General features: G+C 37.7%; 9 protein-coding genes. 3 read left to right on the forward strand and 6 right to left on the reverse strand.

Annotated elements, in window-relative coordinates; all coding sequences use genetic code 11:
• Positions 1–2 precede the first annotated feature (2 nt).
• Both ABJQ32_01080 and ABJQ32_01085 read right to left on the reverse strand, forming a co-directional pair.
• On the reverse strand, positions 3–2,033 hold the full coding sequence (locus ABJQ32_01080) for a serine hydrolase (GenBank protein ID MEP5288208.1): 2,031 nt from the start codon (positions 2,031–2,033) through the stop codon (positions 3–5).
• A gap of 143 nt (positions 2,034–2,176) precedes the next feature.
• Positions 2,177–3,361, reverse strand: a complete 1,185-nt coding sequence (locus ABJQ32_01085) for an alpha/beta hydrolase-fold protein (protein ID MEP5288209.1) — start codon at positions 3,359–3,361, stop codon at positions 2,177–2,179.
• Between the two features lie 160 nt (positions 3,362–3,521).
• Between ABJQ32_01085 and ABJQ32_01090 the strand changes: the two genes are divergently transcribed.
• Together ABJQ32_01090 and ABJQ32_01095 are read left to right on the forward strand one after the other, a co-directional pair.
• Positions 3,522–5,210, forward strand: coding sequence for a histidine kinase (locus tag ABJQ32_01090; GenBank protein MEP5288210.1), 1,689 nt, complete (start codon positions 3,522–3,524; stop codon positions 5,208–5,210).
• Between the two features lie 4 nt (positions 5,211–5,214).
• Entirely contained in the window at positions 5,215–5,913 is a 699-nt protein-coding gene (locus ABJQ32_01095) for a LytTR family DNA-binding domain-containing protein (protein ID MEP5288211.1), read from the forward strand.
• 41 nt (positions 5,914–5,954) lie between these two features.
• Here ABJQ32_01095 and ABJQ32_01100 read toward each other — a convergent pair whose 3' ends face one another.
• The 3 genes from ABJQ32_01100 to ABJQ32_01110 form a co-directional block, all read right to left on the reverse strand.
• Positions 5,955–6,593, reverse strand: coding sequence for a hypothetical protein (locus tag ABJQ32_01100; GenBank protein ID MEP5288212.1), 639 nt, complete (start codon positions 6,591–6,593; stop codon positions 5,955–5,957).
• Positions 6,593–8,935, reverse strand: coding sequence for a hypothetical protein (locus tag ABJQ32_01105; GenBank protein MEP5288213.1), 2,343 nt, complete (start codon positions 8,933–8,935; stop codon positions 6,593–6,595). The genes ABJQ32_01100 and ABJQ32_01105 overlap by 1 nt, the downstream gene beginning before the upstream one ends.
• Before the next feature lie 300 nt (positions 8,936–9,235).
• Positions 9,236–10,828 carry a hypothetical protein gene (locus tag ABJQ32_01110; protein ID MEP5288214.1) on the reverse strand — a complete coding sequence of 531 codons (1,593 nt, stop codon included), beginning with the start codon at positions 10,826–10,828 and terminating at the stop codon, positions 9,236–9,238.
• Positions 10,829–11,097: 269 nt separating this feature from the next.
• Here ABJQ32_01110 and ABJQ32_01115 point away from each other — a divergent pair, with 269 nt between their 5' ends.
• Positions 11,098–11,529, forward strand: coding sequence for a hypothetical protein (locus tag ABJQ32_01115; protein ID MEP5288215.1), 432 nt, complete (start codon positions 11,098–11,100; stop codon positions 11,527–11,529).
• 158 nt (positions 11,530–11,687) lie between these two features.
• Here the strand turns inward: ABJQ32_01115 and ABJQ32_01120 are convergent, their stop codons facing one another.
• Positions 11,688–12,080: a hypothetical protein gene (locus tag ABJQ32_01120; GenBank protein ID MEP5288216.1), complete on the reverse strand. Its 393-nt coding sequence runs from the start codon at positions 12,078–12,080 to the stop codon at positions 11,688–11,690.
• Positions 12,081–12,709: the final 629 nt, after the last annotated feature.

The following is a 12,709-nucleotide window of genomic DNA, read 5'->3' on the forward strand; positions in this document are numbered from 1 at the left end:
GATTACTTTTTAGGCCTGAGGTTCTCAATCACCTGAGCATCCACCCAGTAGACAGCTACCTTTCGATTCCCTTCAGTTCCTGTCCATCTATCGAAGAAAAAATATTTTCCATCTGGCGTTACGAATCCCGAACTGTCACCCCCACTTGTATTTATTTTTTTTCCCATGTTAATGGCAGCACCCCATGAACCGTCTTGCTGCTGAAAACTGATATACAGATCTTTATCACCGTACCCACTGTCTTTTTCACTGTCCCATATTATATAAGACTCATCTGGTGCGATGAAGGGGTGGGCTGTCCATTTGCCTGCGTTAATCTCCTTGCCCAGAAGTTCTGGTGCTTCACGCTTGCCATCCTTGATTCTCGAGATGCGGAGAACGTCATTACTTTTATAATCGTCAAATACATAGGTGCCCTTTGCGGAAGAAGACAGACGCATAATACCCCAATCTTCTCGCTCAAACATGGGTCCAAGGCTTTTTATATCTGACCAGCCGGCCTCAGTGCGCTCCATATATTTGTTGCCCAAATGCATAACATTGCCATCTGGGGAAAGGGTCGGACGACCCACCCTAGGCCCCACCACAGACTCAGTCCATCGATTATTTTCTGATCTAAAACCTACTAACCACCATTTTCCAGTGGCTAGGTTTTTCCTAGAAAAATAGAATTCTTTCATGTCGGGAGTGAAGGAAATGCCCCCGTCACGATGCTTTCTAGAAAGAATACCAAGGGCAAAAACTTCAGGGGTTAATCCCGGCGATTTTTGGCCAAGATATGGGCCTTCGAGGACTGGAATTTTATCTTGGCTATCACTTTTTCCACTCATAGTTGGAATAGAATTTTCAATAAAGGCTGGTAGAACCCTTGTTGCTGTGACTGATGTGACGTCATCAACAGGACGATGGGTTGTGGTCACAATAACAAGATCAAGCGCTTCGATTACAATGATATTTTGTCCACTGCCGCCTCTTGCTGCTTTGCTTAAGTAGCTTTTACCGCTTATGGACAAATCCGCCTGCCACCAAAAATAGCCGTATGCTGTACCAGAGACACCATTGGCAGAGTCGTCATATTCATCACTTTGATCGACGATTTTACTGGTCGCTCTTCCAATAAAGGCTTCTGGTACCAGCTGCTCACCGTTCCATTTGCCTTTGTTGATGGCCAGGGTACCCCATTTGAGCATATCCCGTGATGTCATGCTCGAACGACTTCCTGATTTTGGCAGACCGCTAACGTCAGTCTCCCAGCCATAGTTGGTGATACCCATTTTTTCGAGGAGTTCATTTTTAATAAAGTCTTTGGCCGACCCAGGTACCACTGCTTCAATGACTTGCATCACCAACATTGGGTCGAATTGATATTTAAAACTCTGAGACTCTGAGGTAATAGGCGCACTATGTGCGAGAAAAGCCTGAACTTGCGCCTGGCCTTTTATCTTAGTCGGTTTTTTTTCCAATTGCTCCCTCTGCTCCTGACTTAAGCGGATACCGGAACGCATCGTTAATGCCTGATGCAGGGTGATTCTTTCTGTGCCCTTTACAAGTTTTGTGAGCTCCAGCTCTTTGAGAAAGTTGATCAACGGTTTATCCAGATCAGTCATAGACAAATACCCCAATTGGATGGCACGTCCAAGTGCCAGGCTGGTGTAGGCTTTGGTGGCTGAGGCCTGCGCGTGTGGCAGATTGATGCGTCCTCTTCTGTAATAGGATTCAAAAATGAGCTTGCCCCTATGTGCAATAAGGTAGCTGTCGAAATTACCATGTTTGCTGTCGGCAATCTCCTGTGCAAGCTTAAGAATCATTGCCTTATTGCCAACATCTATGCCTAATTCACCTACGGGAATACCGTCTTTTCTATCAGTGGGTGCGGTATCAATAAAGGCTTCCTGGAGGTAAGGAATATCCCTGAATGAGAGTGCGGCTTCAACGACTGTGGCTTCTGGTGCACTATTTCGAACGCTACCTTGCGCAAAGGCAGTATTGAGTGATAAAGCAGCGATCAATGTCAATAGTATTGTAATTTTCATGAGTATAGTATTTGTTTTCAAAGGCTAATATGAAACCTGTCTGCTCAGACCGGTTTTATGCTTCGGGTAATCATAAACCATCAGGCCTTAACCTGTGAATAACTCTGTGCTCACCCGATAGGTCTGATGAGTATAGTCGGATTTCATTTCTCGAGTCTTTGTAGCCACCTTTTAGCAAGTGAAAAATCAGGGTCAATTGTCAATGCTTTTTCGAACATGAGCCTAGCATTTTCAAGTTGACCTTGATTTCTTCGTACAACGCCCATTCCGACATATAATAGCTTACCTTCAGGATACACTTGTAAGGAATATTGATATATTTCTTCTGCGACAACTAAATTCTTACTTATTATCATGTCAAAACCAAGGTCCATTAAGACTGATATAGGTGGCTGGATTTCATATCCGTATCGTTTTGATAGCACTTCGAAATGTTGTATTACTTTATCCAGGGAGTCCAATTTTTCGTAGGGATTGAAGTCAGGAAATAGCGTTAGCAGATACTGTGTGAAATCCATTGCTGGCACATGGCCCTGGTTCACCAATTCATCCACTTTATAGGTAAAACTCTCCGGTTTATGTTCCTCTATGACCCGAGAGAATTCGGGGACTATTTCTGTTAACCCCTCATCATCGCTATAAATGATGTGTAGAGATCTGTTTTCCGAAAGTGTTTGTAATGGACCTGATTTTATTTTTTGCTGAAGCACTTCCGGTATAATCATAAGGGATGGGCTACTTGCTAAATAGCTATTAAACAGAAGGGGGTTGCTGAGTAGCGTGTAAACAGTGAAAAATCCACTGTTAGAACCGCCAAAAAGGACTCTGAATGGGACAGTACGGTAGGTATTATCAACGTACGGTATCAGCTCTGTCTCAAAGAAGTCAATATAACCATCCGGAATTGTTGTGTCCTGGTTTTCCCTTGTTGGCAACAAAATACTGTTTCCTTCGGGTAAATCTATTCCTATAAGTACCATCTCGGGAATTTGTCCTTCGCCCATGTAGTCTAGTGTAGAAGCTAACATGGCGAACCGGGCTTGGTAATCTGAACCCAACATATACAGCACAGGGTAGGTTTTTCTGGAATTATCGTAGTTCTCAGGTAAATGGATTGATAGTGGAATTGTTTTGCCTAACACTTTAGACTGAAGTGAAGATATTTTGCCTAAGGTAACTGCTGGTTCATCTAGATCGCTTTCTGTCTTTTCTTGAGCAAAGTTTGTGTTTAGCGCTATCAAATTGGCTACAAGTAGCATCATCATAAGCTTAACTCCCCTGGCATTTTTGATCACTTCTTTCAGAGGCTCAGTTAAAGAAATATTCATAGTATGTTTTGATTTTTGAAGGTTCTACCTCAAACATCTATGGAAGGTTGTGTATAATCGCCCTTTAACTTGTCAACTGCTCTATGCATGAACGAACTGCTCTCTCCTACTCCCAAAAGACAGATTTATCAACTTACTTTACAGTCAAAACCATCTCATAATGGATCGGAGATCCTCATCTTGTTTCCTTTTCCTTTGCGTCATACTGCTGGCAACTTCCTGCACTCAGGAGCCTGCAATTTTCAAAGAATATCGTACGGTATTCAAGGTAGGTGACCAGCCAACCTGGGCGAAGAAGGTCTGGAATCATAGCAATTGGGAACGAAGGATAAAACTCATTCCAGAAGGTCAGATTTTCTGGTCCAGAACCAGGATTGATATTCTAAGAGCCCCAGAGGAGTTTCAGTCCTACGTACTTCAGATAGATCCCTACGGAGAATATGAAATATTTTGGGATGGAGTTTTGATTGGAAAAAATGGAAATCCGGGACAAGAGGCAGAACTTCCTCCTGAGGGCGAATTGTGGGTTACGTACAGCATTCCTACGCATCTGGCAACAGAAGGAGCGCACATGCTGGCCTTACGATTGAGTAATTACTATTTTCCGGATCATGTAGGACAATATGAACTAGAGATCGCGGATTATGAGGATTTGTTCACCGATCAGCTCATCAAAACTTCCTACATGCACGTCTTCGCAGGAGCTTTTCTTATTATATCCATCTATTTTCTTTTTCTATTCCTAAACAATAGAAAAGAATATCCCACACTTATTTTTAGTGCTTGCTGCTTCCTCATTGTTGGTCTCGTTCTAACCGTATTTAGCAAAGATTACGTCCCTATACATTACAGTGTGCATGTCATAAGATTACAAATCATTAATTCGTTTTTGTTGGGTATTTCATTTTTGATTCCTTATTACTTCTCAATACAATTTCCTTATCCAAGGCGCGGATTGTCATTAATTCTATATGCTGTGGTGCTCATTTTCATATGGCTTATAAATGAGCATGCTTTTGATTGGAAAACAGTTGGTATGGTGCTGAGTATGTGGTGTTTTTCCTTTGGAATGGTATCTTATGGAGCTTATAAAAATGTAAGGGGAGCGCGCCTTGTTCTTGTGACCTTACTTTTGTCGGTTGTGGTATTTCTTGCCTCTGGATTTGTGGTTAGTTTATACACTGGGTTGGGACTTATTCTGTTAGGTATGCTGTATCTATTAACACTTAATATCAAAGAACAGCGATTGGCTTATGAGAATTCGTTGATTCAATCCACCCGCCTGCGTCTGGAATTGTTAAAAAAGAATATTCAACCGCATTTTCTTATGAACACCCTGACCTCCTTGATTGATTGGGTAGAAGAAGCACCTAAAAAAGGGGCTCTGTTTATAGAAGCACTGGCCAAAGAATTTGATCTTTTTAATCAGATAGAAGACCAAACATTGATACCTATCGCACAGGAAATAGCACTCTGCCGTTCACACCTGGAAATTATGGAATATCGAAAAGAAATAGCTTATTCATGGGAAGAAGAAGGCATAGACCCTGAGGAAAAAATACCTCCAGCGATTCTTCACACGTTGTTAGAAAACGGCATTACGCATAGCATGCACATGGCAGATAACAGTATCAAATTCAAGCTGGTTTTTGAATCTAATAGTCAGTACAAGTGTTACACTTTTCTAACATTTGCTGCTCGTACAGGACATGAAACAAATACCAAAGAAGAAGGTACAGGGCTGAAATACATAAAAGCTCGTCTGACAGAAAGTTATCATTCGAAATGGGACCTTACCTCCGAGCCGACAGATCACGGTTGGAAAAACACATTAAAAATCTACTCCTAAGGAAATGAAGATTTTAATCGTAGAAGATGAATCAAGAATTGCTAAACGGATTGAGCGAATGACGCGTGATATTCTGGGCTATGCACTGCAGTCGCTGACCCATATTAACACGCTTAATGAGGCATTAGCATTCATTGAAAACAACTCATTGGATCTCGTTCTCCTGGATTTAAATCTTAACGGGGAAGATGGTTTTGACCTGCTCACTACAGCGGTTTCCGAATCGTTTCACACCATTGTTATTTCTGCCTACAAAGACCAGGCAATTGCTGCTTTTGAATATGGGGTTTTGGATTTTGTACCCAAACCTTTCAACAGAGATCGTCTCGAGCAGGCTTTTAATCGGGCCATTGCAAAAGAGAAAACAGGAAACGACCAGCTTAAGGTTCTGGCAATCAAGAAAAGAAGCAGAATACAGCTAATCCCTATTGAAAATTTGCTTTATGTAAAAGGTGCCGGCGCGTATACTGAACTCTTCCTGGCAGATGGAAAAAAGGAACTGCATGATAAATCACTGGAAAAGTTGGAACAGCTTCTGTCTCATTCTTTTGAGCGTATCCACAAATCGTACTTAGTGAAGATGTCTGAGATCAGGGAAATTATTGTAGCATCCGGAAGCAAATACATGGCCGAGCTTAAAAACGGAGTGTCCATTCCCGTAGGAAGAACTAAATATAAAGATCTAAAGGAGAAGTGGGTTTAAAACCTTACAGATCCTGGTCTTTGAATTTTTTAACAGCTACTTTACTGTTTGCTGAATTTAAGAATGGCTCTTCTATAGTGTTGCTCCATTTCATTCTTGGCCATTTCTAATCTCATTTTATCTTGGAGGTAAAACTGACACATGAGGTTAAGCCAGCTTTGCTGACTTTCTTTACGTAAAGCATTCGTGTTATTAACCAGCTCTATCAGAGCTTCATAAGACTTTTGGTCATTCATATAATTTATAGTGTCAATCAAATGAGCTCTTGCTGATAAATCTGATAAAAACTGTCCAAGCTGATCCACCTTTGATTTAGGAAGTTTTGGCTCATAAGTAAGAATTTTAGATGGGAAAGTATCCAACTCAAACTTTTCCACCTTTTTAAATTCATGCACCTTTTGAATACATGGGTTTTTAGTAGTATCCAACATCATTTTTAAAACATAGTAGGTATGCGCAGATGTTCTATAGTCCCGGAGAATTTCTGAATTTTTCTTTCCAAATAACCTCTTATCAAATCGAGCAATCACTGTTTCTAATCGAGTAAGACTTTTCCTATTTTTATTATAATTATCTGTAACGCTATTAATATCATTACAGATCAGTAAACAATCTTTTTTTAATTGACTATAACCAAAAGTTATTAGAAGAAGGCATAGTATGTTTGTGAAAAATTTCATTACTGTTTACCTTCAATATTTTCTAGTCTAGCATTAGCATCTTTGAGAGCTGAATTACTGTTATTAATCCCTTGAAGTAGTTTCTTATTAGATGCTTTCATTTCCTCAACCAACTTATCCATTTGATTTGTAATGTTGACGTTGGAGTTTGGAGTTTCATCATCCTTAAATAGCTCCTGTACCGGATTCTTCTTGTACCAATTGGCAATGTCCATCATCCAATAAGGGTTTTCTGGATTAATGTTTTCCGGCTTTATTGGTCGGGCAATATGCACGACTAGTACCACAAATACGATGAGGCTGATATTCAAATAACCTCCAGGTAGTTCTTCTTCTGATTGCTTTTCTTGGTTTTCATCAGATGAACTATGAATCCTATGGATCCAATAAAGCATTATTAATACAGCGAAGGTATAAATGAATGCAAAGAGACCTATACGTTGACTGTCTTCTAAATACGATCTAAATATTATTTGTGCTCGTTCAAAACGTTCTCTGTATTGCTGCTGTTTTAACGCAGTAAAGAACTTAATTTTTGGCTCTGCTATTTTTGCTCCTGCTTTGTTTTTTCCCAACATATAATTCAATAAAATATCCTGATTGACGGTATCCTGTCTCATGGTATCATGAACCGAAGCATATAAAGCTGAATTCCACTCGGTGACTTTTAGCAACTCATTGTTCAGCTTGTTTCTAATTTTATTGAGCTTATGCACTAGTTCTTTATTGATGTATTGGATGCTATCTATATTCCTAAATTCATTGAGATACGTTTGGGCTTTCTTTGCAGAATTCAATTCTTCTCGATAGTGTTTTAGCGTCTCAGTATAATAATTAATAGGATGAAAAAATTTCTGATATAGCTTTAACTGACTGGTAGGAATGAATTCTAAATGCGGCTTTACAAATTTGTCTTCAATATAATGATGCACTTTATCGTAGAAATTGTTTATCTCAGTTTGAGATACAGATGTAATGGCATTATTGGTATATCGCTTATAAAAAACATTTTGTACATCATTGGAATCACCTTTACTTAGTAATTTGTCTAACCTGATACTCACATTTTGTCCTTGATTGTTTTTCACCTCAATAGTGGCATAAGCTGGATTAGAGATTCTTCCATTCAAATAACTTGAGAGTTCATGACTTTTACTTTCAATCTTGGAAGCAATTTCATAGCCTAATTTAGTTACGGTGTTACTCGCAATTACAGGTCCAATGCCATTAATACTTATGTATTTGGCCTCTTTTTTTCCATTTAATAGGTTGTCATTTAACAAATAGTAGAAAGGATATAGTTTTTTGCTTGTTACTTTTTTGTGAGCTTTTTCTCTACTCAAATAATAATTATAATTGGCTTTTGCAGCCACTTTCCTCACAACATAGTATTGAGAAGATCCCAAAATTGCTAGGACCAAAACCAGTCCTATTAATAGACTCACAAGACCTTTCTTATCACTTGTTTCCTTCCAGCGAAGTAGTAGGTAAATAATAACACTTACTAACGAGATTATACTCAGAATAATGGACCACAGATATTCATAGTTGACCATAGGAAAATTCCCGATGATGAAAGCCAAGACTAAAATGCAAACAGCTAACCTCCTGAAAATGGGTACTTCCTTATTAATAGATGATTTGTAATAACATATCAATGCGACAGATAAGTAGATCAAAAATCCAATGGCAATATGCCATAAGTAATTATTTTGATAGATCATCCAAGGCTCAATGAAGGCAGCTATGCAAACACCAAACATTAGATGTAAGCTAAAAACCAATATATGAGCTTTAATAAGCCTTGGGTCTTTATTTTTTTTACTGATTTTCCACCAGACGCCACACTGTATGAGTAAAGTAGCTGAACCTAAAAATGTATAATAGTATATGGTAATGGCAATTCTATTGAGTCCAGAGGGACATCCGTAAAGAAAAAATTCGTTGTGTACAAATAATACAATTGGACTAATAAGCAAACAAAGCCATGCGATGAATAAAATTCTATAGTTAGGGAAATAGTAATTTCGCAATTGAATTTTTTCTGAGTCAATTTTTTCGTTTTTAGCTTTTACTTCTGCACCTCTTTCTTTTGAGTTAAGCAGCAAATATTTTTGATAGAAGGCTGCTCCTCGTACCCACCAATAGGAAACAAAAATTAGAGTAGGAAATAGAAAGAAGATTATGGAAGAAATCCTGAGTGATCTAAAGCTTCCCAAATCAATAATTTCTCCTGTTGCTCCAAGAATATTGGGAATAATTGTTGAAAACCCTCCCCACCCAATAATTAAGCCTAAAAGGGTTTGGTTAAAAGATTGCGATAGTGCTTTTTGAGAGTCCATAAGCAAGCTAGGTGGTTCTTTAAGAAAAGATAAGCTATTTGTGATACCGTATGCAATACCCACTTTAGGGTAATTTCAAATGACGGTAGGATATAACTAAGAATTAATTGTAATGCTCTACGAATCGCACACATTTGTCCTCCTTTAGCCTACTTATAGCCAAACATGTCAAGCTGCATACGGTTTATGAAATCGTATCTTGGCATGAAAATCTAAACTCACTCACTATTGATCTCAAACCCGAGAATCAAAGCTATATTAACTCAACACATAGACTAATAATTGGTATAAGGTAGAATTCTAGAATCTGAATGCATAACCTACTCCAAAGAAAAACCTTGTCTGTAAATCGTTTACGATCAAAGAAGGTTTTTCAACGTATTCCCGACTATAATTTGCGTTTTGGCTTACTTTTCTCACATAGCCTGAAATACCTCCAATATCAATAGAGAGGCTATGAGTTTGACCGAAAGTGAATCCTATTCCGTAAAGCATCCTTGGAAGTACCTCATCACCCAAAGAAAGTCCTGTTCCCACTGAGGCATGAATACCTAACCCGGAATCGAATATTTTATATCCAGCGCGAAGAAGCACAGCGGCACCAATTTCATTTGCTAAATCAGCTTCCTTAAAGACAGTGAATCGCTGAATGGTATCATTCACGGTGATGGTTTCTGTGCCTAACCTTTCATTTGAAAGGTTAGCATAATAAATGGAAGGGCCAACAGACCAATACCATTTTCTTTTGGGAAACCTAATTGTAGAAAGAGAGTACGGCTGTAGAGCTGAAGTAGAATCTTTAGGGATAAACCTTATATTGACATTAGCATGCTCACCATTTAATTGGATAGGTAAAGAAATGTAAGAGTCATGCGGATAGATATTTATCATTGATTTTAGTTGCTGCTCTACCTTATCGGCACTTATCATAGAGGTTACCTTGCTTGTTTTGGAAGAAGCTTCAGAAAGTGCTTTTTTGGCTTTCTCTACATTTACCTTCAAATCAAGGTTCTTAGGATCAGCCAAGAAAACTATTATTTTTCCTTCGCTTAAAAATTCATTAAAAGATTTGGTGGAAATGTCAACACTAGTTTTTAACTCATTAAGCGTACTTCGATATTCTGCGAAGGCTTCTAACTCATTTTTTACATTGGGTTCATATTTTTTAGCATCCTCTCCAGTTTGTCTCAGTATTCTATATGTTGCATAATCGTATTTTTTGTTTTCGATTGCTTCTTTGCTGATTTTAAGATCTACTTCAAATTTAGAGGTATGTGCTTTGACAGTGGTAATTTTTGTTTCAATGAGTTTTCTTATGTCATCTGCGGCTTTTTGCCTTTCAATTTCATTGAGTAGATTCTTAATTAGGGGATCCATTTCAATATTAATAGCATTGAAATGGGCTTTTAAACTAATACCTTTATTAAAACCCATGAGAGCCGTCTTTTCCAATGTTTTTTCTATTTCTAGAGTGTCTTCAGCAGAACTTATGTTCACAGGAAGACTACTAACAAGGCTAGTCAACGTACTCAAATCTATTGTGCCAAATGTTGGAAAACTCAGCGGAGTACTGTAGACAGTGTCACTACTTTGGACTATCAATCTGTATTGGTTTTTGTTGATGCCAGTAACTTCTATTTGATAAAATTCTCCTTGCTTAATTTTTTTCGGAATGGTTATCTTATCAGGCCTATTAAAATCAAATTTCACTTTTGGAAATTTCTGAAAAACTTCTTCATTTCCAATTGTTTTACGCTTGTTTTTGACTTTTTCAAGCTTATCAATTCGAGCTTTGAGTTCGGCTATTGCTGCATTTTCGCTGACTCGTTCTTGCGAATAAGTGTAAGTGATGTTAGTTAAGATGATTGTGAGTAAAGTGAGTTGCTTTTTCATCGTTATTAATAATATTTTCTAAAAGCAATTTCAATAGAAGGCAAGAGTATATCAATACCTCTATGGGGGTATATCAAATGACGGTAGGGTATAACTGAGAATTAATTGTTATAAATCAAGAAGAAATAGCACTCTTTTGCTCTTCTTACATCCTTGCTGTTTATCTAAAATTGTCCACAACGCTATAAATAAGTATGACAAACCTCCTAGCACAAGATCATTGAGTTTATTTGCACTCCAATTGGATATGATCATATCTTTGAATTCAAATGATAAATTCTAAGCCCAAATCAAGTTCAATACTAGCTGTAGGTTTGTTCCTCGTAGGAATCCTAGCGGCGGCCATATGGTTGTTTGCAGGATTGATACAGAACCCTACCTCCTACTTTTGGATTAAGCTAATCTTGGCTCCTACAGTGCTAGTAATTGGAATATTGGTGACTGTAAAAAGCTACTCTTCGGCGATGACAATTACAATTGGTAATAATAAACTTACATACCGATATCTCATTGGCTCAGAGAGCAAACATAAAATCGCGGAGATCGAAAGTTGGCAAGAGGACATTATCAAACGTAAAAGCAGTGAGTACCGACAGCTGTCTATGCAACTGGCTAATGGCAAGAAACTAAAACTTAGCAACCATGAAAATAGCAATTATAAAGAAGTGGTTAACTACTTGAAAAAGAAGGTTAAGAAATAGAGGTAGTGTAGAGTTCTGCCTTAAATTATCCCATTCTCTCGCAGGATATTATGCTGTGATTTTATCAATGATCTTTCAGATAATTCCAGCAACTTGTTTATAAAATAGAAAATCTCTAATAGTGCTATTAGATATTTGATTTAATGTCGAATTTCGCATTAATCTTTCTTGATCCACTGCATTACTTCTTCAAGGTCTTGACTAAAAAAGAAATCGTAAGCAGTATTAGTATCATAACCTCCTGCTTTAACTACTCTTTTCAATGACATTTCTCGGATTGCAGAATTCGGAACCACAACGCCCCATTTTTTTATTCCATATGTTTCTGACAGTCTTCCAGTCTCTTTCCAAATCCCTTCAATGGCTTTATTCCAGTCCCCTTTTACGTCGTTGACAATAATCAATTTAGTGACTGAATCCATTGATAAGGTTCGCACACAATCCCCTAAAGCTTCTTGATAATCTTCTTGTGTAGATTCCGAGAAAAACCTAAAATAAGATATGTTTGAATCTATTATCTTATGATCATACTCTTTTGTTCTTACTTCCATTATTAGTTAATTTTTTAGTTAAAAAATGCTGTTGTCAACGAGTTTAATCTTACATAATGAGTCTTTATCATTGAACTATTTATACTCTTTCTGATGATGTTATGAATAGGCTTTTTCAGTCTGTTTGACTCTTACCTAGATTGCATAGTTAACAAGTTTTCCGTCTCATAAACGTCCTTAATCGTTAGTATATGCAATATTTCCGTTGAGGCGACATAATTTATCGTTAAAGATTGGATTGCCTTTTTCTAAGAAACTTTGCACATTTTCTATCCTTTACTTTCTTCCTCATTTTCGAAACATGACAAAAGAGTCATCATGGAACATCACGCTTTAACAGGAAGGTGTTACTAGAAAATATTTTTAGGGACTAAGCCCAAACTACAATGGAGCCTAACCACAGCTAAACAGTGCTAAATCAATTCTCATGCAAATACATATTTCATGACGAGCTTGATAAAGATGTGCTTTGTACCCCTACAAATACTATACATATGAGAAAAGTGATATAGAATATGAAATTTTTTATATCAAATAGCCCAAATTCAATAATGATTCTAAGCAGTTATGAGGGATAAAATTTTTACCAATGGAAAAATAAAGCCCTTTTGAATGCAAAAAGACTAACC

This window comes from Marinobacter alexandrii, assembly GCA_039984955.1.
GTDB lineage: Bacteria > Bacteroidota > Bacteroidia > Cytophagales > Cyclobacteriaceae > Ekhidna.